This is a genomic window from Streptomyces sp. NBC_00385 (genome assembly GCF_035917155.1).
GTDB lineage: Bacteria > Actinomycetota > Actinomycetes > Streptomycetales > Streptomycetaceae > Streptomyces > Streptomyces poriferorum.
Window position 1 is genome coordinate 5,196,417 of record NZ_CP107951.1, and the last position, 22,028, is coordinate 5,218,444.

General features: G+C 71.9%; 20 protein-coding genes and 1 tRNA gene. 8 read left to right on the forward strand and 13 right to left on the reverse strand.

Annotation, left to right across the window (positions count from 1 at the left end; all coding sequences use genetic code 11):
- Window positions 1-46: 46 nt before the first annotated feature.
- The 6 genes from OG959_RS23235 to OG959_RS23260 all read right to left on the reverse strand — a co-directional run bounded on the left by OG959_RS23235 (window position 47) and on the right by OG959_RS23260 (window position 4,827).
- Window positions 47-517, reverse strand: coding sequence for a hypothetical protein (locus OG959_RS23235; protein ID WP_326661339.1), 471 nt, complete (start codon window positions 515-517; stop codon window positions 47-49).
- Window positions 518-618: 101 nt separating this feature from the next.
- Window positions 619-1,212 carry an aminoacyl-tRNA hydrolase gene (gene pth / locus OG959_RS23240; protein WP_326661340.1) on the reverse strand — a complete coding sequence of 198 codons (594 nt, stop codon included), beginning with the start codon at window positions 1,210-1,212 and terminating at the stop codon, window positions 619-621.
- A gap of 105 nt (window positions 1,213-1,317) precedes the next feature.
- Window positions 1,318-1,905, reverse strand: coding sequence for a 50S ribosomal protein L25/general stress protein Ctc (locus OG959_RS23245; RefSeq protein ID WP_326661341.1), 588 nt, complete (start codon window positions 1,903-1,905; stop codon window positions 1,318-1,320).
- A 197-nt stretch (window positions 1,906-2,102) separates the two neighbouring features.
- A complete protein-coding gene (locus tag OG959_RS23250) occupies window positions 2,103-3,077 on the reverse strand; it encodes a ribose-phosphate diphosphokinase (RefSeq protein ID WP_148019072.1) in 975 nt (324 codons plus the stop codon).
- 120 nt (window positions 3,078-3,197) lie between these two features.
- On the reverse strand, window positions 3,198-4,646 hold the full coding sequence (glmU, locus tag OG959_RS23255) for a bifunctional UDP-N-acetylglucosamine diphosphorylase/glucosamine-1-phosphate N-acetyltransferase GlmU (protein WP_326661343.1): 1,449 nt from the start codon (window positions 4,644-4,646) through the stop codon (window positions 3,198-3,200).
- 109 nt (window positions 4,647-4,755) lie between these two features.
- Window positions 4,756-4,827, reverse strand: a tRNA-Gln gene (locus OG959_RS23260).
- Window positions 4,828-5,027: 200 nt separating this feature from the next.
- Here OG959_RS23260 and OG959_RS23265 point away from each other — a divergent pair.
- Entirely contained in the window at window positions 5,028-6,329 is a 1,302-nt protein-coding gene (locus tag OG959_RS23265; protein WP_326661345.1) for a sensor histidine kinase, read from the forward strand.
- 40 nt (window positions 6,330-6,369) lie between these two features.
- On the opposite strand, the gene OG959_RS23270 is transcribed toward OG959_RS23265, so the two are convergent.
- A complete protein-coding gene (locus tag OG959_RS23270; protein WP_326661347.1) occupies window positions 6,370-6,933 on the reverse strand; it encodes an SUKH-3 domain-containing protein in 564 nt (187 codons plus the stop codon).
- Between the two features lie 10 nt (window positions 6,934-6,943).
- Entirely contained in the window at window positions 6,944-7,477 is a 534-nt protein-coding gene (locus tag OG959_RS23275) for a YwqJ-related putative deaminase (protein WP_148019068.1), read from the reverse strand.
- 304 nt (window positions 7,478-7,781) lie between these two features.
- Between OG959_RS23275 and OG959_RS23280 the strand changes: the two genes are divergently transcribed.
- From OG959_RS23280 to OG959_RS23290, 3 genes are all read left to right on the forward strand, one after another.
- Window positions 7,782-8,759 (forward strand): SMI1/KNR4 family protein, encoded by a 978-nt coding sequence (locus OG959_RS23280; protein WP_326661349.1) that lies wholly within the window; start codon window positions 7,782-7,784, stop codon window positions 8,757-8,759.
- Between the two features lie 5 nt (window positions 8,760-8,764).
- Window positions 8,765-11,197 (forward strand): SUKH-4 family immunity protein, encoded by a 2,433-nt coding sequence (locus OG959_RS23285; RefSeq protein WP_326661350.1) that lies wholly within the window; start codon window positions 8,765-8,767, stop codon window positions 11,195-11,197.
- A gap of 191 nt (window positions 11,198-11,388) precedes the next feature.
- On the forward strand, window positions 11,389-12,282 hold the full coding sequence (locus OG959_RS23290; protein WP_326661352.1) for a cellulose-binding protein: 894 nt from the start codon (window positions 11,389-11,391) through the stop codon (window positions 12,280-12,282).
- Window positions 12,283-12,328: 46 nt separating this feature from the next.
- Here the strand turns inward: OG959_RS23290 and OG959_RS23295 are convergent, their stop codons facing one another.
- Complete coding sequence (locus OG959_RS23295; RefSeq protein ID WP_326666562.1) at window positions 12,329-12,784, reverse strand: MarR family winged helix-turn-helix transcriptional regulator; 456 nt, start codon at window positions 12,782-12,784, stop codon at window positions 12,329-12,331.
- A gap of 181 nt (window positions 12,785-12,965) precedes the next feature.
- On the opposite strand from OG959_RS23295, the gene OG959_RS23300 reads away from it, so the two are divergent.
- Entirely contained in the window at window positions 12,966-14,420 is a 1,455-nt protein-coding gene (locus OG959_RS23300) for an MFS transporter (RefSeq protein WP_326661354.1), read from the forward strand.
- 82 nt (window positions 14,421-14,502) lie between these two features.
- On the opposite strand, the gene OG959_RS23305 is transcribed toward OG959_RS23300, so the two are convergent.
- Window positions 14,503-15,951: an NCS2 family permease gene (locus OG959_RS23305; RefSeq protein WP_326661355.1), complete on the reverse strand. Its 1,449-nt coding sequence runs from the start codon at window positions 15,949-15,951 to the stop codon at window positions 14,503-14,505.
- A 343-nt stretch (window positions 15,952-16,294) separates the two neighbouring features.
- On the opposite strand from OG959_RS23305, the gene OG959_RS23310 reads away from it, so the two are divergent.
- A complete protein-coding gene (locus tag OG959_RS23310; protein WP_326661356.1) occupies window positions 16,295-16,909 on the forward strand; it encodes a helix-turn-helix domain-containing protein in 615 nt (204 codons plus the stop codon).
- Between the two features lie 18 nt (window positions 16,910-16,927).
- Here the strand turns inward: OG959_RS23310 and OG959_RS23315 are convergent, their stop codons facing one another.
- The 3 genes from OG959_RS23315 to OG959_RS23325 all read right to left on the reverse strand — a co-directional run bounded on the left by OG959_RS23315 (window position 16,928) and on the right by OG959_RS23325 (window position 20,122).
- On the reverse strand, window positions 16,928-18,547 hold the full coding sequence (locus OG959_RS23315) for a sodium/solute symporter (RefSeq protein WP_326661357.1): 1,620 nt from the start codon (window positions 18,545-18,547) through the stop codon (window positions 16,928-16,930).
- The gene (locus tag OG959_RS23320; protein ID WP_326661359.1) at window positions 18,544-19,005 is read right to left on the reverse strand and encodes a DUF485 domain-containing protein; all 462 of its coding nucleotides are present in this window, start codon (window positions 19,003-19,005) and stop codon (window positions 18,544-18,546) included. The genes OG959_RS23315 and OG959_RS23320 overlap by 4 nt, the downstream gene beginning before the upstream one ends.
- A 196-nt stretch (window positions 19,006-19,201) precedes the next feature.
- Window positions 19,202-20,122 carry a LysR family transcriptional regulator gene (locus tag OG959_RS23325; protein WP_326661361.1) on the reverse strand — a complete coding sequence of 307 codons (921 nt, stop codon included), beginning with the start codon at window positions 20,120-20,122 and terminating at the stop codon, window positions 19,202-19,204.
- A 70-nt stretch (window positions 20,123-20,192) separates the two neighbouring features.
- On the opposite strand from OG959_RS23325, the gene OG959_RS23330 reads away from it, so the two are divergent.
- Window positions 20,193-21,134, forward strand: coding sequence for an NAD-dependent epimerase/dehydratase family protein (locus OG959_RS23330; RefSeq protein ID WP_326661363.1), 942 nt, complete (start codon window positions 20,193-20,195; stop codon window positions 21,132-21,134).
- A gap of 12 nt (window positions 21,135-21,146) precedes the next feature.
- On the forward strand, window positions 21,147-22,028 hold the full coding sequence (locus OG959_RS23335; protein ID WP_326661365.1) for an aldo/keto reductase: 882 nt from the start codon (window positions 21,147-21,149) through the stop codon (window positions 22,026-22,028).

Genomic DNA, 22,028 nt, shown 5'->3' on the forward strand with positions numbered 1-22,028 from the left:
TTCGCACGTTCGGGGATGAACGCGACTCTTATAGGTGCAACGCCTCTCACAGGGCGATGAACGTCGCCACGAGCAGGGCCCCGCCCGCGATCCCCGCGCCCCAGCCCACCCGGGGCAGTCGCAGACCGCCGCCGATCACCAGCCCGGCCAGTACCAGCGCCCCGCCCAGCGGCATCCACGCATGCAGGAAACCGGGTGTCCCGGTGCGTACGACCTCGAAGGTGTCGGGCTTCACGACGACGGGGAAACGATCCCCCTTCTTGGCCGCGACGGACTTCTCGACCGACACCCGGGAGCGGGCGGCCCCGCCGTCGGTCGGCGTGTAGGGACCCGTGCAGACCTCGCTGCCGCACCCCGTGACCGTCATCGTCCCGTGCTCGCGGCCCTTCGCCAGCACGATGTGATGGGCCGAGTCCCACGAGGACAGCACGCCCGCGACGAGCAGCAGCAGGACGACACAGCCGAGCGCCGCGCTGCGGCCGTACTGCAGGGCACGGTGGGAGGAGCTGCGCTTCATGGGGGCCGATCCTTGGCCAGGGCCCTGCGGTCGGTCAAGCTGTGGCCGAAAACAGCCCACTTACCGGCGGGTATGTCGGAATTCGCGCCCGCCCGCGCGGCTCAGGAGTTGTACGCGCCCTGCGCGCGCTCCAGCCCCTCCGCCAGCAGGCACTCCACCGAGTCCGCCGCCCGGTCCACCAGGAACGCGAGCTCCTTGCGCTCCGTGGACGAGAAGTCCTTCAGTACGAAGTCCGCGACCTGCATCCGGCCCGGCGGACGCCCGATCCCGAACCGGATCCGGTGATAGCCGGGACCCATCGACTTCGTCATCGACTTCAGGCCGTTGTGCCCGTTGTCGCCGCCGCCCAGTTTCAGCCGCAGCGTCCCGTAGTCGATGTCCAGCTCGTCGTGCACGGCCACGACATGGTCGAGCGGCACCTTGTAGAAGTCACGCAGCGCCGTGACCGGGCCGCCCGACAGGTTCATGTACGACATCGGCTTGGCCACGACCACCCGGCGGCTCAGCGGTCCGGGCGGGCCGATCCGGCCCTCCAGCACCTGCGCCTGGGCCTTGGGGGCGCGCTTGAACTTGCCGCCGATGCGCTCCGCGAGCAGGTCGGCGACCATGAAGCCGACGTTGTGCCGGTTCGCCGCGTACTCGGGACCGGGATTGCCCAGGCCCACGATCAGCCAGGGGTCATTGGCGTCGGACATCGCGCTGGGTCTCCTCGCGTACGGGCGGGTGGCAGACAGGGAAACGGGGCGGCGGCCTCCTCGCGGAGATCCGCCACCCCGTCAGTCAAGCAGGTGGGGCAGGAATCAGGCCTCGGTGGTCGCGGCCTCGGTGCCCTCGGCGGCCGGCTCCTCGGCCTGCGCGGAGACGACCTGGAGCACGACGGCGTCCTCGTCGCCGGCCAGCACGGAACCCTTGGGCAGCGGGACGTCCTTGGCGAGGATCGAGTCACCGGCGTCCAGGCCCGCGATGGAGACCGTGACGGACTCGGGGATGTGGGTGGCCTCGGCCTCGACGAGCAGGGTGTTCTGCACGTACTCGAGCAGGTTGCCGCCCGGGGCCAGCTCGCCCTCGACGTGCACCGCGATCTCGACCTCGACCTTTTCGCCGCGCTTCACGGTCAGCAGGTCGACGTGCTCGATGTTGCCCTTGAGGGCGTTGCGCTGCACGGCCTTCGGGATGACCAGGGCGTCCTTGCCGTCGATCTCGAGACCGATGAGGACGTTGGCCGTACGGAGCGCGAGGTGCAGCTCGTGGGCCGGAAGCGTGATGTGGACCGCGTCGGCGCCGTGGCCGTAGACGACCGCGGGGACCAGGTTGGCGCGACGGGTACGGCGGGCAGCGCCCTTGCCGAACTCCGAACGGACCGCGGCGTTGAGCTTGATCTCGGCCATGACTGCACTCCTCGTAAGGTGACAAAGCTACGGATGGTCACCCGGCCCACGACAGGCCTGCTACGAAGAGCGCGTCGATAACGGACCGCCGTACCTATGAGTACGGCCTCCCTCGCCGAGCAACTCGCTGAGTCTACCCGGCGGGGAGGCCGCACCCAAAGTGGATCTTCTGTGACGCCTGCGCGCCCGCTGTCCGCCTACTGCTCCTCGAAGAGGCTCGTGACCGAACCGTCCTCGAAGACCTCGCGCACCGCGCGCGCGATCGTCGGCGCGATGGAGAGGACCGTGATCTTGTCGAGCTCCAGCTCGCCCGGGGTCGGCAGGCTGTCCGTGAAGACGAACTCGCTGACCTTCGAGTTCTTCAGCCGGTCGGCGGCCGGACCCGAGAGCACACCGTGCGTCGCCGTCACTATGACGTCCTCGGCACCGTGCGCGAACAGGGCGTCCGCGGCGGCGCAGATCGTGCCGCCGGTGTCGATCATGTCGTCGACCAGGACACAGACCCGGCCCTTCACGTTGCCCACGACCTCGTGGACGCTGACCTGGTTGGGCACGTCCTTGTCGCGGCGCTTGTGCACGATCGCCAGCGGGGCGTCCAGACGGTCGCACCAGCGGTCGGCGACGCGGACCCGGCCGGCGTCCGGCGAGACGATCGTCAGCTTCGAGCGGTCGACCTTGGCACCGACGTAGTCGGCCAGGATCGGCAGCGCGAAGAGGTGGTCGACCGGGCCGTCGAAGAAGCCCTGGATCTGGTCGGTGTGCAGGTCGACGGTGAGGATGCGGTCCGCACCCGCCGTCTTCATCAGGTCCGCGATCAGACGCGCCGAGATCGGCTCGCGGCCGCGGTGCTTCTTGTCCTGACGGGCGTAGCCGTAGAACGGCACGATGACCGTGATGGAGCGGGCCGACGCGCGCTTCAGCGCGTCCAGCATGATCAGCTGCTCCATGATCCACTTGTTGATCGGAGCCGTGTGGCTCTGGATCAGGAAGCAGTCGGCGCCGCGGGCGGACTCCTGGAAGCGGACGTAGATCTCACCGTTGGCGAAATCGAAGGCCTTCGTCGGCACGAGGCCCACACCGAGTTGGTGCGCAACCTCCTCGGCCAGCTCGGGGTGGGCGCGGCCGGAGAAGAACATCAGTTTCTTCTCGCCGGTCGTCTTGATCCCGGTCACAGCACAGTCTCCTCAGACGTGTATCTGGCGCTGCACGCAGATGTCCCGATGTGCAACGAGCCAGCCGAAATGGGGTGAGCATCTATCACGGTACGCCGTGCGCGACGCACCTGTTTCCGGTCAGCTTTCGCTGCCGGTGTCCTCCGCCGCGGCCTGGGCCGCCTGGGCGGCCGCGCTGCCCGGACGCTTACGGGCCACCCAGCCCTCGATATTCCTTTGCTGGCCACGGGCCACGGCCAGCGAACCGGAGGGCACGTCCTTCGTGATGACCGAGCCGGCCGCGGTGTAGACGCCGTCCCCGACCGTGACAGGCGCCACAAACATATTGTCCGCACCGGTCCGGCAGTGCGAGCCGATCGTCGAGTGGTGCTTGTTCACGCCGTCGTAGTTCACGAAGACGCTCGCCGCACCGATGTTCGTGTGGTCGCCGATGGTCGCGTCGCCCACGTACGACAGGTGCGGGACCTTCGTCCCCTCGCCGATCGTGGTGTTCTTGAGCTCCACGTAAGCGCCGGCCTTGGACTTGACCCCCATCCGCGTCCCCGGACGCAGATACGCGAACGGACCGACCGTCGCGCCGGCGCCGACCTCGGCCCCGTCCGCGACCGTGTTGTCCACCCGCGCACCCGCCTCGACGACGGTGTCCTTCAGCCGCGAGTTCGGGCCGACCTCGGCGTCCTCCGCGAGATGCGTGGCGCCGAGCAGCTGCGTACCGGGGTGCACGATCGCGTCCCGCTCGAACGTCACGGTCGCGTCGATCAGCGTCGACGCCGGATCCACCACCGTGACGCCCGCGGTCATCGCCCGCTCCAGCAGCCGCTGGTTCAGCAGTCGGCGGGCCTCCGCGAGCTGCACCCGGTTGTTGATCCCGAGGATCTCCCGGTGGTCGCCGGCGACCGAGGCGCCGACCCGGTGCCCCGCCTCACGCAGGATGGACAGCACGTCGGTGAGGTACTCCTCGCCCTGGCTGTTGTCGGTGCGGACCTTGCCGAGCGCGTCCGTGAGCAGCTGCCCGTCGAACGCGAACACCCCGGAGTTGATCTCCCGGATCGCCCGCTGGGCGTCGGTGGCGTCCTTGTGCTCGACGATCTCGGTGACCGCGCCGGTCGCCGCGTCGCGCACGATCCGGCCGTAGCCGGTGGAGTCGGGGACCTCGGCGCTGAGCACGGTGACGGCGTTGGCGTCGGCGGTGTGGGTGGCGGCGAGCGCGGCGAGCGTCTCACCGGACAGCAGCGGGGTGTCGCCGCAGACGACGATCACGGTGCCCTCGACGGTGCCGCCCAGCTCGTCGAGCCCGACGCGCACCGCGTTCCCGGTGCCCTTCTGCTCGGCCTGGTAGGCGGTGCGCACCTGGGCGTCCGCGGCGGTGAGGTGCGCGGTGACCTGCTCGCTCGCGTGGCCGACGACCACGACGAGGTGCTGCGGGTCCAGCTCGCGGGAGGCGGCGACGACATGACCGACGAGCGAACGCCCGGAGATCTCGTGCAGGACCTTGGGGGTCTTCGACTTCATGCGGGTGCCCTCACCCGCTGCGAGGACGACGACGGCTGCCGGGCGTACGGAGCTCACGGATAGGCCCTTCGGCTTCGGGTGATGGACATCCGCAGGATACCGGGGGGCGTTCGGGCGGACATGGGCGCGGGCCCCGACCGGTTCGGTCGGGGCCCGCGGGCAGATGCTCCCCCACCAGGACTCGAACCCGGACAAATAGCACCAAAAGCTACTGTGCTGCCAATTACACCATGGGGGAATAAAGGCGAACTAACCGGACATTGCGTCAGGCCGCCGGATTGGCACCCAACACTATGCCGTACCAGCGGCCCTCGACGCGACGGTATAGGTCCGCGCTCTCCTTCACGCGAACCTCCGCCCATTCGAATCCGTTCGACGCCCCGACGTGCTGCGCAGGTCACCCGAAAATGAGGTGCGCCCGCCCGTACGCTGGATGCCATGACCGCAACGGGGGCAGACCGGGAGGCGGCGGGATCGACCACCCGCGGCTACTGGTGGTGGGAACGGCGACGGAGTGTCGCACTGGACGGGGGACTGGCGCTGGTTTCGGCGCTGGAGTGTGCGTTGGAAGGGGTGGCGTTCGCGGGGGACACCGGACTGCCGGTGCCGCTGGGAGTGGTGTTCGGACTGATCGCGGGGTCCGTGCTGCTGGTACGCCGGAAGTGGCCGATCGCCGTGGTGCTCGTGTCGATCGCGACGACGCCGGCCGAGATGGGCTTCCTGATGGGCCTGGTCGGCCTGTACACGCTGGCCGCGTCCGATGTGCCGCGCCGGATCACCGCGGTGCTGATGAGCATGCAGCTGGTGGGGACGTTCATCGTCACCTATGTACGGCTGCGGCAGGGTGTCGACGCAGACGCGGACTTCGGCCCCGGCGACTGGTACGTGCCGATGCTGTCCCTCTTCATGGCGGTCGGCCTGACCGCGCCGCCGGTCCTGTTCGGCCTCTACATAGGGGCGCGGCGCCGGCTGATGGAGAGCCTGCGGGAGCGGGCGGACTCGCTGGAGCGGGAGCTGTCACTGCTCGCGGACCGGGCGGAGGAGCGGGCGGAGTGGGCGCGCACGGAGGAGCGGAACCGGATCGCCCGGGAGATGCACGACGTCGTGGCGCACCGGGTGAGCCTGATGGTGGTCCATGCGGCGGCCCTGCAGGCGGTGGCGCCCAAGGACCCGGCGAAGGCGGTGCGGAACGCGGCGCTGGTGGGTGACATGGGGCGGCAGGCCCTGACGGAGCTGCGCGAGATGCTCGGGGTGCTGCGGACCGGGGAGCCGATGGTGGCGCGGGTGACGAAGGTCCCGCTGGCGTCCGTGGGGCGTGCGGTCCCGGTCGCGGCGGAGGACGGACCGCGGCTGGACGAGGTGGAGACCCTGGTGGGGGAGTCACGGGCGGCCGGGATGACGGTGGAGCTCTCGGTGGAGGGCGACGCGCGTCCGTACGCGCCCGAGGTCGAGCAGACGGCGTACCGGGTGGTCCAGGAGGCCCTGACGAACGTGCACAAGCACGCGGCGGGCGCGAAGACCTGGGTGCGCCTGGCCCACCGGGACGCCGAGGTCGCCATGCAGGTGGAGAACGGGCCCTCGGACGCGGCGACGGCGGACGCGGGGCTGCCCAGCGGAGGCAACGGGCTCGTCGGCATGCGGGAGCGGGTGCTCGGGCTGGGGGGCGTCTTCGTGTCCGGCCCGACGGACGCGGGCGGTTTCCGGGTGTCGGCCGTCCTGCCGGACGTCGACGCGGCGTAGCGCCTTCCGGCCGGGTGGGGCCGGCCCCGGTCCGTCCGGATCAGGCCCCGGGGGCCGGGCTCTCGGCCGAGACCAGGCGCTCCGGCTGGATACCGGCGACGAGTGCGGCCAGGGCGCTGTCGATGTCGGGTCCCAGGTACCAGTCGCCGGTGTGGTCGATGCTGTAGATCCGCCCCTCCGCGTCGATCGCGAGAACGGCCTGCGCGTCCCCCTCCTCGCCCAGGGGGGCGACCTCGGTCTCCAGGGCGCGGCCGAGGTCTCCCAGGGTCCGGGCGAGGTGGAGTCCGCTCAGCGGGTCGATCCGTACGGACGGCGGCGCGATCTGCCGCCCGGGTGCGGTGGCGGTGATGAGGAGCCCGCCGAATTCGGCCCAGGCCTCCACCGCGGCGGGGAAGACGGCGTGCTGGTGCCCGGCGGGTGAGGCGTGGGAGCGCAGGGCGTCGGCCCACTCCTCGGCCTGCCGGATGTCCCAGCGTCCGGGTTCCCAGCCGGCGGCGCGCAGGGCGGCGTCGACGGCGACGGGGAAGCGGGTGGAGCTGTGACGGTCGTGGTGGGCCGGTCCTGATTGCGCAGGCAGGTCGGGAAGGTCGGTTCGGTCCTGCATGGGGGCGCTGTCAGCCCTTCTCGGCGGTCGTCGCCGCTCCGGTCGTGGTGAGGTCGACGGGACGTACGCCGAAGTGGGCGAGCATCACGGAGCAGGAGCGGCAGGGCGCCGCGTAGCTGCCGTGGAGCGGGTCGCCGTCCTCGCGGATGCGGCGTGCGGTGAGCCGGGCGTGCTTGAGGGCGCGCCGGGCCTCGCCGTTGGTGAGGGGCTTGCGCTGGGCCCGCTTGGAGCGGCCGGACTCGGCGGCCGTGAGGTGCCGGGAGAGCAGTATGGCTTCGGGGCAGCGGCCGGTGAAGCGTTCGCGCTGCCCGCTGGGGAGGGTGTCCAGGAAGTCCTGGACGAGGTGGTGCAGAACGGGCGGCTGGTCGCCCTTGCCGGCGGTGCAGGTGAGCGTTTCCCCGCGCACGGACAGCGCTGCGGCCACCGCGGGCAGGATGCCGTCGCGGCGGTGGATCAGGCGCGGTGTGTGGCCGGTCTCGTTGCTGCTCCAGCTGAGTCGGGGGTCCCCGGTGGTGACGGTCTGTGCAGAGTGTGCGGTGTGCATGGTGCTGTGTCCCTCCCGTGCCCGCAGCGGCTGCTGCCGAATGTGCACGCCCCCGTGTATGCGGGTGACAGCCTGCCAAATGTGTCGGGTCCTGTGAAAGCGGGGTCGATGAAACGTGTCTGCGTGTCGCGCTTCAGTGGCCCGATCGTCGCTCGTCCGTCACCCGGTTGTGACGGTTGGTGACGGAAGTGGCCGTGGGGCGGAGGGGCGGGGCCTGTCCCGGGCTCACCGCATAGGCTGTGCCTGGACCGCCCCCATGGGCAGGTCGGTCCTCATCAGCCAGACGCAGCAGGGGGCAACCGCCATGACGACAGGTCGGCTCGGGCAGCAAGCCGCGCCACCGAACGCGGCCTACGCCGGGCAGCTCGTGCACTTCCCGGATCCGGTCCGGGCGTCCCGCCACCCCAGAGGTGTGCGTATGGACGGGAACGGCTGTCCGGACTTCGCGCCCTACGCGCGCGCCGCCGCCGAGATCGCCGAGCCCCCGCAGGGGTTCGGCGTGGACGAGCTGCGGCTCACGGACTACGTGTCGGCGAACGCGGCGCTGGCGGCGAGCGGCCACGATCTGTGGGACACGATTCCCGCTGTGGCCACCCCGCACGGCTGGACCTGGCACCACGTGCCGGGCGGCCGGCGGATGGAGCTGGTCCCGGTCGAGGTGAAGGCGTTGCTCCGGCACCACGGTGGACTGGCGACGACCGCCGTGGACCAGAACAAGCGGGGCACGCGTCCGCTGCAGGAGACCCGGCCGGCGCACTTCCGGTTGCCGAAGGGCGCCGTGGCGGTCAGCGAGCAGCAGATCCAGGGCGTCGAGGAGGACCTCGGCTACCGGCTGCCGGGTGCGTACCGCTCGTTCCTGAAGGCGGCGGGCGGTTCGGCTCCGGTCGGCGCGGCGCTCGACGCGGAGCTCGGCCTGCTGGTCGACCAGCCGTTCTTCACGGTGCGCGAGGAAGCCGGCGTGAACGACCTGGTCTATGTGAACAAGTGCCTGCGGGACCATCTGACCAAGGACTATCTGGGCGTCGCTTTCGTCCAGGGCGGCATTGTCGCGGTGAAGGTCCGCGGCGACGGCGTCGGTTCGGTCTGGTTCTGCGCGTACGACGACGCCCGTGACCGGGACGGCTGGAGCGTGCAGGAGCGGGTGGACCGGCTGCTGCTGCCCTGCGGCGCCGACTTCGACGCGTTCCTCCAGCGGCTCGCGGGCAATCCGCCGGAGCTGGAGACGGTGGCGAACCTGATGGTGGACGGCGGCTTCGCGCGTGCTGTCCCGGTGGAGGGGTGAGCGCGATGGTGACCTTTGCGCAGGCGCAGGAGCGCGCGGACGAGTGGGTCAACGGCGACGTTGCGGCGTACCAGCACCGGGAGGTGCGAGTACGCGAGTTCGAGCTGGGCTTCGTCGTGTGGGCCGAGGACCGTGCCGAGGGCCCGGTGTCGGACGGCGGGCGGCAGCGGCTGGTGATCGCCCGGGACAGCGGCGAGGCGACGTTGTGGCCGGGGCTGCCGGTGGGTGAGGTGATCCGGCGGTACGAGGAGGAGTACGGGTCGACGGCCGGCGCGCCCGCGGCCCCCGAGCCGCCGCAGCGTATCGATCTGAACCAGACGTCGTTCCTGTTGAGCCCGCCGGAGTGGCTCCAGGAGGCGGCCGACAAGCTGGGTATCCCGGACCGGCGGGCCGAAGCGGCGGGGCAGACACCTCCGTCCGCGCCCGCAACGCCTTCCCCCTCCTCGCAGGGCGGGCCGGTCCCGTACGAGCCGACGGCTTCCCCGGGCGTTCAGACGTCCGCGCCGCAGCCGCCCGTCGGGGCCACCCCGTGGGCCGGGACCGACACCAACGCCGGGTCCGACGAGGGCGAGGTGGGCCTGCCGGCCACCGTGTTCGCGCCGCCGCTCTCGGGCGCCGACGACGAGGGCAGCCCGCCCCGCGTGGTGTCCGCCGACGCTCCGACGGCGCTGATGTCGGGCGGCAGCCAGTTGCCGCCGACGGCGATCGTGCCGGGCCTGCCGCCGCAGGGCGGCCCCGGTGCTCCGCCGGCTCCCGTGCCGGGCGGCCCCGTGCCGAGCCGCCCGGCCGCTCCGGGGCCCCGCCCCGGGCCGGGTTCCGGTTCCGGTGACATTTCCGACGAGGCGACCAGCAAGGCGGTCGTGCCGCCGCGCGGTGCGCGTGGCGGTGGTTCGACGACCCCGCCGCCGCCCGGCGCCCCCGGTACGCCGGGCGCCCGGCCCGGTGCCCCGCTGCCGCCTCCTTCGGGACCGGGCACGCCGGGTGCTCCGGCCGGCGGGTACGTCCCGACGCAGCTCGTGTCGCAGCTGGGCCCGCCCGGCGCACCGCAGCCGCCCGGTCCGCCCGGCGCACCGCAGCCGCCCGCGCCGCCCGGTTCGACGCCGCCGCCCGGCGGGGGCAACGTCCACCATGCGGCGACGATGTTCGCGGACCCGAACGCGGCCGGTCCGTCCGCGCCGCGGCCGCCGGGTCCGCCCGGTGCGCCGCAGCCGCCCGGCGCTCCAGGGGCGCCCGGTGCGCCGCAGCCGCCCGCGCCGCCCGGTTCCACGCCGCCGCCCGCCGGTGGCAACGTCCACCATGCGGCGACGATGCTGGCGGGTCCGGGCCCGGTCGGGCCGTCGGCTCCGCAGCCGCCCGGTCCGCCGGGTCCGCCCGGTGCGCCGATGGGCCAGGGCGGGTCGCTGGGCGGGGCCCCCGGCCCCGTACCGCCTCCCGCGTACGGGTATCCGCAGGCGCCGGCGGGGCAGCCGACCGTCGGCCCCGGCTACCAGGCCGTGCTGCGGTACCGCGGGCCGGACGGCAGCGAGCAGCAGCTGATCCGCCGTTCGGCGCCGGGCACTCCGCACCCCGAGTGGCAGATGCTGCACGAGCTGCGGGCGATGAACGTGCCGCCGCAGCAGGTCATCGAGCTGCACACCGAGCTGGAGTCCTGCGAGCTGCCGGGTGGGTACTGCGCCCGGATGATCCGTGAGACGTGGCCGCAGGTGCGGATCACGAGCGTCGCTCCGTACGGGACGGACCACGCGAGCCGGCAGCAGGGCATGCAGCATCTGCTGACCCATCAGGGCGAGCTGCACCAGGTCGCGGACGGTCCGGCACGGCCGGCGCCGGTGCGGGCTCCGCTGCCGCAGGCGCCGCCGCCGGTGCAGGTGCCGCCGGAGGCGATCGCGGAGGAGATGCTGCAGACGTTCGGCCCGCAGGGGGTGCTGCGCTTCGACCAGCGCGCGGTGTCCCGCCAGGGTGTGCCGGAGATCGTGGCGCGGACCCTGGTGTGGGCGGGGCTGCCCGCCGACTTCGGGCCGTTCTTCTGGGCGCAGCCGGGGCAGCCGGTGGTGCCGACGCTGGCGGAGCTGGCGGCGCAGCGGCAGGTGCAGGCGGCCCCCGACGCGGGGTCGTACCTGGTGATGGGCTCGGACTTCGGCCGGGCGATCTGTGTGCAGTACGGGACGGCGAACATCGTGGCCGTGCCGGTGGAGGCGGGCCCCGGCGGGCAGTCGGTGGCGCCGCAGTTCGTGAACACCGGGCTGCCGGAGTTCACGCGTTCCATGGCGCTGCTCGGCCGGATGTGGCGGCTGCGGTACGGGCTGAACCCCGAGCAGGCGGGCCGCTGGACGGTCGATTTCCAGGCGCAGCTGGTGGCGGTCGACCCGGCGGCCCTGGCGTCGCCGGAGAGCTGGTGGTCGGTCCTGCTGGAGCAGATGTGGGACGGGCTGATCTGACGGCCCGGCCGTCGCGGTAGTGCGGGGTGTGGCGCCTCTTCCCTTCGGGGGAGGGGCGCCACTCTGTTCCGTGGGCTGTGATGCCTGTCGCTTCCGTCCTGAAAGCATCGAAACGATTCCGACTTCTTGACCAATTGCCGCATCCTTGACGTATTGCTCAGTGGTCGGAGAGTCGGAAAGAGGCGTCAAGGATGAGTTCTGCACCGGTGTCCGCGCACGGCTTCGTCGGCGTACGCGGCCGTGGTTACCGCCCGGAGCAGGTGGACCGGACCGTGGCCGCGCTGTCGGCGGAACGGGACGGGGCGCGGGATCAGGTGGCGCGGCTGACGGCGCTGGCGGAGCGCCTGGTGACCGAGTCGGCGCGGCTGGACGAGGCCGTCGCCGCGCTGGCACCGCAGGACTACGCGTCGTTGGGGGAGCGGGCTCAGCAGATCCTGGCGCTGGCCGAGGGCGAGGCGGAGGCTGTCCGGGCTGCCGCCGCGGAGGAGACCCAGGCGCTGCGGGACGAGGTGGACGCGGCGGCGCGGACTTTGCGCGAGTCGGCGAGGGCCGATGCGGAGGCGATGCGTGCGGCGGCGACGGCCCGCGCGGAGCAGGCGCTGTCCGCTGCCGAGGGCGCCGCGGGTGAGGAACTGGCCGCTGCCCGGCTGGAGGCGGCGCAGGTCCGCGAGGAGGCGGAGGCCGCGATGGCGGCGACCGTGAGCCGTACGGACAGTGTGCTGGCCCATCAGGAGCAGGAGCACAGTGAGCGCCGGAAGGCTCTGGGGGAGGAGCTGACGGAGGCCGCGGCGGCGCAGTCGGCGGAGCACGCGGAGCTGACGGAGCGGGCGGAGGCCGGTCTCGCCGCGGCGCGGCGTGCGCTGGCCGAGGCGGAGGAGGCCGCGCGCCACGGTCAGGAGGACGCGGCGGCGCAGGGGGCCGAGCTGATCGCGGGGGCCCGGGTCCGTGAGGAGCGGGTCGTGCGGGAGACGGAGCGGATCCTGCGCGAGCACGAGGAGGGGCGCGAGGACGTGCAGGCGCACATGGCGCACGTACGCAACTCGCTGGCGGCGCTGACCGGACGGGTGGCTCCGGCGGACGACTGACGGGAGCCGCCCCGCCCCGGGTCGGGGAGGGGCGGCCGTGCCCGGGTCAGGGGCGCGGCCAGGGGCGCTGGGAGAGCTGCTCGATCCCGGTGTTGAAACGCTTGAGGTAGCCGGCGAAGGCGGCGATGTCGTCGTCCGGCCAGTCCTTCATGACCTGGCCCAGGGACTGGACGACGCGTTCGCGTTCCGCGTCGAGCAGTTCCGTGCCCCGGGCGGTGATGCGGAACTTGCGGGCCATGCCGCCGTCGGGGTCGGCGATGCGCTCGGCCAGTCCGGCGCGGGTCACGGCGGCGGTCTGGCGGTTGAGGGTGGAGGCGTCGAGGCCGAAGGCGTCGCTCAGTTCGCCGTTGGACATGGGGCCCTGGACCCGGAGGCGGCTCAGCAGGGTGTAGGCGCTCCGGTCCAGAAGGGCGTTCTTGTGCCGTCCGCCCCGGTGGTCGGCGAGGCTGTGACGCCCGAGCAGCATCTGCTCGTACTCCACCTCTTCTGTGGGCCTCGGCATGTCTGCGGCCTCCTGCTTCTGCTGCTTCTGCGCCGGGATCGGTCGCACGTCGGGCTCCGGGCGACGCTCCATGCTCTCATGCGATGTGCACGGGGCATGGAATGTGTATGACACATTAGGCATGTACGATGCACGTCGCTGTCCCGGTAGCCGGGACCACGACCCAAGGAGTTCCTCCCTCATGGATGCCCCCCAGCCGACAGCCAGATCAGGCGGTGTGATCGCCACGCTCGCCTTCGCCGGCACCGTGGCGGCGGTCATGCAGACCCTGGTCACACCGCTCATCGCGGAGCTGCCGAAGATCCTCGACACGACCTCCTCCAACGCCGCCTGGGTGATCACGGCCACCCTGCTGGTCTCGGCGGTGTGCGTTCCGGTCTCCGGACGGCTGGGCGACCTGCTGGGCAAGCGCCGGATGCTGCTCGTGTGCGCGGTGCCGCTGTTCGCCGGCTCGGTGGTCTGTGCGCTCTCGTCGACCGTCGTCCCCATGATCGTCGGACGTGGTCTGCAGGGCATGGGCATGGGCATGGTGCCGCTCGGCATCGCCCTGCTGCGTGACGTGGTGCCGAGGGAGAAGCTGAGCTCCTCCATCGCCCTGGTCAGCGCTTCCCTCGGTATCGGCGGCGCCCTCGGCCTGCCGATCGCGTCGGCGGTCGCCCAGTACGCCAACTGGCGGGTGCTGTTCTGGGGTTCCGCCGTGCTTGCCCTCGCCATCTTCGCCCTGGTCTGGTTCCTGATCCCGGACGTCCCGGCCGCGGCCAAGGGGCAGCGCTTCGACATGCCCGGCGCCCTCGGTCTGGCCGTCGGTCTGGTCTGCCTGCTCCTCGCCGTCTCCAAGGGCGCCGAGTGGGGCTGGGGCTCCGCGACGACGGTCGGCCTGTTCGCCGCCGCCGTCGTGGTGCTCGTCGCCTGGGGCTTCTGGGAGCTGCGCACCAAGGACCCGCTGGTCGACCTGCGCACCACGGCCCGCCCGCGGGTGCTCATCACCAACCTCGCGTCGCTCTTCGTCGGCTTCGGTATGTACGCCGGCATGCTGATCGCGCCGCAATTGCTGCAGTTCCCCGAGGCCACCGGCTACGGCCTGGGCCAGTCGATGCTCCAGGCGGGTCTGTGGATGGCCCCCGGCGGCATCATGATGATGATCGTCTCCCCGCTGGGCGGAAAGCTCACCGACGCCCGCGGTCCGAAGTTCACGCTGATCAGCGGCGTGCTGGTCATCGCGGCGGCCTACGGTCTGGGCATGCTCCTGATGGGCTCCGCCTGGGGCCTGATGCTGTTCCTCATGGTCAGCAGCAGTGGTGTCGGCCTCGCCTACGGTGCGATGCCGGCCCTGATCATGAGCGCGGTCCCGGCGTCCGAAACCGCCGCCGCCAACGCGTTCAACACCCTCATGCGCGCACTCGGCACCTCGATCGGCGCCGCGGTCATCGGCGCGGTCCTCGGACAGATGACCACGGAGACGGCCGGCTACAGCTTCACCTCGGAGGCCGGGTTCCGTACCGGCCTGATGTTCGGCTGCGGGGTCGCCCTCGTCGCCGTGGTGATCTCGTCGTTCATTCCTGCCGTGCGCGCGTCCGCCGCCGGTGAGAAGGCCGAGGCGACCGCGTCGCCCGAGGTTGCCGCGGCCAAGAACTGACCCGGACACCGATCCCGCCGAGGCGGTCCCCCGGGGTGGCGCGATGCGCACCCGGAGGACCGCCTCGGCGTTTCCCGGCGGGCTACTTGAGATCGAGGATCTGTTCCAGCGGGTCGATCGCGAAGTAGACGAGGAAGAGTGCCGCGGTGCCCCAGAGCAGCCAGTGGACCTCACGGGCCTTGCCCAGGCACGCCTTGATGATGACGTAGCTGACGAAGCCGGCGCCGATGCCGTTGGTGATGGAGTACGTGAACGGCATGACGGTGATCGTGAGGAACGCCGGGATGGCGAGGTCGTAACGGTCCCAGTCGATGTGCTTGACCTGGGTCATCATCAGGAATCCGACCGCGACCAGGGCCGGTGACGCGGCCTGCATGGGCACGATGGTCAGGACGGGCGAGAAGAAGAGGGCCAGGGCGAACATGCCGCCCGTGACGAGGTTGGCGAAACCGGTACGGGCGCCCTCGCCGACACCTGCGGCGGACTCGACGTAGGTGGTGGCGGACGACGAGGAGGCGGCACCGCCGGCGACCGCGGCCGCGCCGTCGATGAGCAGGACCCGTCCCAGGCCCGGCACCTGTCCTCTTTCGTCGAGGAGTCCGGCTTCGGCGGTGACGCCGACGACGGTGCCCATCGTGTCGAAGAAGTCCGACAGGATGAGCGTGAAGATGAGCAGGATGACGGTCAGGACGCTGATCCGGCCGAACGAGCCGAACAGGTCGAACTGGCCGAGCAGCCCGAAGTCCGGTGCGGCGAAAGGCTTGTCGGGCATCGAGGGGACGGTCAGACCCCAGGACTTCACGTCGGCGAGCGAGTTGATGACGACGGAGACGGCGGTCATCACGACGATGCTGATGAGAATGGCGCCCTTGACCTTGCGGGCGAGGAGCACGATCGTCATGATCACGCCGAGGCAGAAGACCAGCATCGGCCAGCCCGTGAGGGTGCCGCTGCCGAGCTGGACGGGAACGGTGGTGTTCGCGGCGTCCGGGATGCGGGTGACGAAGCCGGCGTCGACGAAGCCGATGAAGGCGATGAACAGGCCGATGCCGACGCTGATGGCCTGTTTGAGCGCCTGCGGGATGGCGTGCATGATCGCTTCGCGTAGGCCCGTCGCCACGAACACGCAGATCAGCAGGCCTTCGAGCACGATGAGGCCCATCGCGTCGTCCCAGGCCATGAGCGGGGCGACCTGGTACGCGACAACGGCGTTGATGCCCAGACCCGCGGCCAGAGCGAGCGGCAGATTGCCGCCCACGCCCATGATGAGCGTCATCACCGCGGCCACGAGAGCGGTGGCGGTCACCAGCTGGACGGTGTCCAGCTGGTCGCCGAACTTGTCCTTCGCGCCACCGAGGATGATCGGGTTGAGCACGAGGATGTACGCCATGGTGAAGAAGGTGGCGAAGCCACCGCGAACTTCCCGGCCGTAGGTCGATCCGCGTTCGGTGATGCGGAAGAACCGGTCGAGGGCGCTGCCACCGGATCTGGTCGGCGGTATGTCGGCCGGGGCGGTCTTGTTGGGGTGCATGGGGACGTCTCCTGGGCCTGCAACGGACAGGGGGAAGGGAAAGGGAGAAGCCGCTACTGCCCGGCACGGGTGACAGGCGGTTGTGCGAACACACATACGGCTTCTTGCGAGCGGATCATACGTGCCACTGCCGAACCCTCAAGTGCCTTGCCCCATAACGTTGTTGATGACTCGAATCCGACTGTCGGTTCCTACGGAATCGCCAGTGATCTATGGAGCCAAAGCGTGATTCAGTCGACAGCGGTCATGGCTTTTCCGGTGACGATGCCCATACGTTCTGTGCGTGCATCCTCCACCCCCCTTCAATGCGCGTGCTGCCCGAGCCCTGCGTGAAAAGCTCGGGATGGCCCACGGCCACGTCGCGTACGCGATGAGGACGTCCTTCGGGACGGCTCATGTCACCGCCGACCACATCGCGGCGTGGGAACGCGGATCCGCCCTGCCCGATCCCCATGAACTCGCCGCGCTCGCAGGCGCGTTGTGGTGTCATCCCAGCGAGGTCATGGGGCACCCGCGCACCTTGCGGGAGCATCGCGTCGCCCGCGGGATACCGGCCGAGGACGTCGCCCGCGCCACGGGCCTGTCCCTGGACTCCTACGTCCACATGGAGGAGACCGGCCGGTGGACCGGCGACCAGCGGCAGTCCGCGAAACTCGGCAGCCTGCTCGGCCTCCCGCCGCGCGACCACATCGCGATCACCGGGCTGGAGGACGAGCTCGCCCGCCTGCTCACCGAAGCCGTCAGCACCCGGTGGCAGGCGCATGTCCGCGCCATCGCCAAGCTCATCTCGGTGGAGCGTAAACAGCTGCACGGGCCGCTGGACTCCATGTACCAGGAGTACCAGGCCCTCATGGCGGCCACCCTCAGCCGGGCCAGCGGCAGCACGGCCTCCGGTGAGGACGGGCGACGCTACGTGGAGGAGATCGTCGACCACTTCTGGGCCAGGCTGCCGGAGTAGCCGGAGCGGCCGCGGCGGTCAGTTACGGTCCGTCGGCGGCGCCCCCGCGAGGATCCACGGTTCCTCCGCCTCGTACATCCGCCGCTCCTCCACGGCCGTGCGCTGTCCGAGTACCGTGCCCAGCCAGCCCGCGAGGAAGCCGGCCGGGATGGAGACGAGCCCGGTGGTCGTGAACGGGAACCAGTTGAAGTCGTGGGCGGGGAAGACGGCGCCGGGCGACCCGGAGACCAGGTCGGTGCCGGTGATCAGGACGAGTACGGACACGGTGCCGCCGACGAGCGTGCAGAGCAGTCCGGTACGGGTGAAGCGCCGCCAGAACATGCTGTAGACGAGCGCCGGGGCCAGGGCGGACGCCCCGACGCAGAACGAGAGCATGACCAGCGCCTGGAGGTTCCAGTGCCGGGCCGGTACGGCGAGCGCGATGGTGAGCAGTCCCACGCCGGCCGCCGCGGCCCGGGCGGTGCCCATTTCGACGGGGCCGGCGACGGGCGCCCTGCCCGGGGTGCGCATCCCGTGCAGTCCGTGGGCGAACAGGTCGTGGGCGAGGGAGTTCGCGCAGGCCAGGATCATTCCGGCGACGGAGGCGAGCAGCGTCAGGAAGATGGCCGTGGTCATCGCCGTGACGACGAGCGCACCGGCCTCGCCCGCCGAGGCGACCGCGCCGCTGACCTGGAGGATCGCGCTGTTGCCCTGGGGGCCGGCGGCGGTGATGGCACTGCGTCCCACGAGCGCGGCCGCGCCGACGCCGATCACGGTGAGCAGCAGGCACAGGGCGACGACGACGGAGACGGCCCAGGACATCGAGCGGCGGATGGCCGGGGCGCTGCGGGCGCTGGTCATCCGCATCGTGATGTGGGGCAGGCACGCGCCGCCGAGGACGACGGTGAGTTCGGAGCTGACCATGTCGGTGCCGTTGCCGCCGAACTGGACGCCGGAGCGCAGGAAGGCGTCGCCGGCGCCGCTGCCGTGCCGGGCCGCGTCGAGGAGGGCGCCGGTGTCCCAGTGGAACCGGCTCATGATCAGTACGGAGACCGTGAGGCAGGCGCCGAGGAGGACCACGGTCTTGACGATGTGGATGAACGCGGTGCCCTTCATCCCGCCGATCGCCGCGTAGCCGATCATCACGATCCCGAGCGTGACGATGCATCCGGTGCGGAAGCCCGAGCTGTCGAACCCGAGGATGAAGGCGAGCAGATCGCCGCTGCCTGCGAGCTGGACGACCATGAGCGGGACGAGGGCGGTGAGCGTGACCGCGCAGGCGGCGATGCGGACCGCACGGCCGGGGGCGCGGCGGGTGAGGATGTCGCCCATGGTGAACCGGCCCGCGTTGCGCAGCGGTTCGGCCAGCAGGAACATCAGCAGGACGAGGGAGAGCGCCGTGCTCAGAGCGAGGACGAGGCCGTCGTAGCCGGTGAGGGCGATGACGCCGGTGGTGCCGAGGACGGTGGCGGCGGAGAGGTAGTCACCGGCGATGGCGAGGCCGCCGCGGACGGGCGAGAGGGTGCGGTAGCCGGTGTAGAACTCGTCGAGGTCGTCGTGGTCCGGTCCGGTCATGACGCAGAGCAGCAGGGTGACGGTGGCCACCGCGATGAAGGCGACGAGGGACATCGTCTGGGCGGACTCGTCGAATCCGGTCATCGGCGGGCTCCTGTCCTGCGCAGTTGCGCGGCGAGCGGGTCGACGGTCCGGCGCGCGATCCGCTCGTACAGGACGATCGCGAGGAGGGTCACGGGCAACTGGCACAGGCCCAGGGCCAGTCCGGCGGTGAGGCCGCCGCCGAGAGGACGGCCCATGAGGTCGGGGGCGTAGCCGGACAGCAGCAGGAAGAGGGTGAAGTAGCCGAGCGCGGTCAGGGTGGCGGTGCGCCGCAGCAGCCGGTAAGCGGTGCGCAGCCGGCGCAGGTCGCCGTGGCGTCCCGGCGGGGGCACGGGGGTGGTGCGCGGGACGGCTCCGCGCGGCGGGGGCGCGGGGGCCGAACGCTGCCAGGGCAGCAGGTAGTCGGGCTGTTGCGGGGGTGGACAGGACGGGCGGTGGCGCGGCCGGGCGGGCCGGGGCGGGCGTCCGTGGCCGGGGGAGTGCGGAGGTTCGTACGACATGGCGGTGCCGCTCCTTGCATGGCTCGGGCCCGGGGACGGACTGCAAGGCGGAAGCGCGCGGTGCGCTGTAGGAGCGCGTACGTTACTCGCGGGTATGCCCGCTGGGGAGTGGATGCGCCGAACTACCCTCGGTAACCTGCCAGTTGTCCAGTCCTCCGGCGGCCGGCGAACCCGCCCGGCCGGCGCAGCCTCGCCGTCAGTGCGGTCCGGCGTGCCCCGCCGCCTGCTTCCGCAGCGCCCGCACCAGCGCCGCGACCTCCGTACGGGCGCGGCGGTGGCCGCCCGTGGCCACGCCGATGTGCCGGGCCGGGGCCGGGGCCCTGAGCGGGACGGTGCGCAGCCCCGGCACCTGTGGTGTCAGCGCGATGGACGGGATCAGCGAGACGCCCATGCGCGCGGCGACGAGCGAACGGGCGAAGAAGTAGTCGGTCGTCGTGCCGCGCACCTCGGGATCGAAGCCCGCCTGCTCGGCGTAACGGCGCAGGTACGCCTCCGTCTTGAGGCAGCCGAGCACCCACGGTTCGCCCGCCAGCTCCGCCAGGTCGAGCGCCTCGCGCCCGGCCAGGCGATGCGCTTCGGGCAGGACCACGTGCAGCGGGTCGTCCATGAGCGCGGTCCACTCCGGGGCGGGGCTGCCGCCGCCGCCCGTCCGGCCGGGGAGCGGGCCGTCGAAGTGGTAGGCGAGCGCGAGGTCCACGGCACCCTGGCGGACCAGGGGCAGACTGTCCTCGGGCTCGTACTCCCGGACATGCAGGACGGTGCCGGGATGGGCCGCCGTGAGCTCGGCGAGGGCGCCGGGGAGCAGCAGCCTGCCCCCGCTGGTGAACGTCGCGACGGTGAGCCGGACCCGGCCCGAGCCCAGCTCGGTCACCTGCTGCCGCGCGTGCTCGATCTCGGCGGCCACCGACTCGGCCGCACCGACCATGATCCGGCCGGCCGAGGTGAGGCTGACCCCGCGGGTGCTGCGGGTGACGACCTGGGAGCCGAGGCCGCGCTCCAGAGCGGCCACATGCTGCGAGACGGCCGAGGGAGTGAGACGCAGAGCCGCGGCCGCCCGGTTGAAACTCCCGTGCTCCGCCACCGCCCGCAGGACGCGGAGCCGCTGCACATCGATCAACAGTTTCCCTTACGACGCATCCAGCAAGTGGGCACTTCTGCTGATGACGGTACGTCTCCAGGATGGAGGCATGCAAAGGATCTGCGTCATCGGCGGTAGCCGGTACTTCGGAAAGCTCCTGGTCCAGCGGCTGTTGGCGGCCGGGCACCAGGTCACGGTCATCAACCGCGGCTCGGCCCCGCCGCCGCCAGGTGCCGAGCACCTCGTCGCCGACCGCGACGACGAGGCCGCCCTCGTCGCCGCGCTCGGGTCGCGTGCGTTCGACGTGGTCGTCGACCAGGTCTGCTACACACCGGTACAGGCCGAGACCGCCGTCCGCGCCTTCGCCGGACGCACCCGGCGCTACGTCATGACGTCCACCATCGAGGTCTACGACCCGGCGACCGCCGCCCTGCCGGACGCCGCGCAGCACACCCCCGTGCCGGAGGAGCGCGTCGACCCGGCCGCCTGGCCGGTACGGACTGACCTGCCCTGGCACGACGCGGCCTACCGCGAGGCCCGCTACGCCGAGGGCAAGCGGCAGGCCGAGGCCGTCTTCACCCGCGACGGCCGGTTCGCGTTCGCCTCCGTGCGCAGCGCCCACGTGCTGGGCGGCGGCGCCCGGGAGTTCACCGGCCGGCTCGCCTACTACACCGACCGTCTCGTCCGGGGGGCGGAGATCGCCGTGCACGCGCGGGAGCTGCCCACGGTCTTCATCCACTACGAGGAGCTGGCGGACCTGCTCCTGTGGGCGGCGACGGCCACCGCGTTCACCGGCCCGCTGAACGCCTGCTCCGACGGTCTGCTCGACGTGCGCGACCTCGCTTCCGCCCTTGCCGTGGAGACGGGCCGGGAGCCCGCGTACCGGACCGTGGCCGCGGGCGAGCCGGCCGGTCCGTTCTCCTTCGACCGGTACTACGCCATGAGCAACACCCGGGCCGGGGAACTGGGTTTCGTCTTCTCACGCACCGCCGAGTGGCTGCGCGGCGCCGCCGCCGAATCCATCACCGCGTCCACCGTCCCCGCTGCCTGAGGAGCACCCGCCATGCGACAGCGCACCATCGGCAAGATCACGGTCGGCGCCATCGGGCTGGGCGCCATGGCGCTCTCCATCGAGGGGCGCCCGGACGAGCGGCGGGCCGTCGCCACCGTCCACGCGGCCCTCGACGCGGGCGTCACGCTCATCGACACCGCGGACAGCTACCACTGGCACGCCGGCGAGAGGGGCCACAACGAACTCCTTCTCGCCCGCGCGCTGCGGAGTTACGGCGGCGACACCTCCGGCGTCCTGGTCGCCACCAAGGGCGGGCGCGGGCGGCCCGGCGACGGCAGCTGGACGGTCACCGGCACCCCCGAACACCTCAAGCGTGCCGCCGGGGCCTCCGCCGGGCGCCTGGGCGTCGAGGCGATCGGCCTCTACCAGCTGCACAAGCCCGACCCGGCCGTGCCCTGGGCGGAGTCCGTGGGCGCGCTGCGCGACCTGCTCGACGCCGGCACGATCCGGGCCGCCGGGATCTCCAACGTGACCACCGCCCAGATCCGGGAAGCGCACGCCATCCTCGGCGCCGGCCTGGTCTCCGTACAGAACCGGTACTCGCCCGCGGTGCGCACCGGCGAGTCTGAGCTCCGGCTGAGCGAGAGCCTGGGCCTCGCCTTCCTGCCGTGGAGCCCGCTGGGAGGCATCTCCCGCAGCGCACTCGACGGCCCGCCGGGCCCGGCCGGTACGGGATCCGCCTTCCACCGCATCGCGGCCGAGCGGGGAGTCAGCCCCCAAAGAATCGCTCTGGCCTGGCTGTTGGCCCGCTCCCCGGCGGTCGTCCCGGTGCCGGGGGCCAGCCGGCCGACGTCGGTCCAGGACTCGGCCCGGGCCGCGGAGACCGAGCTCAGTGAGGCGGAGCTGGCGCGGCTCGAAGCCGTACCCGGGTAG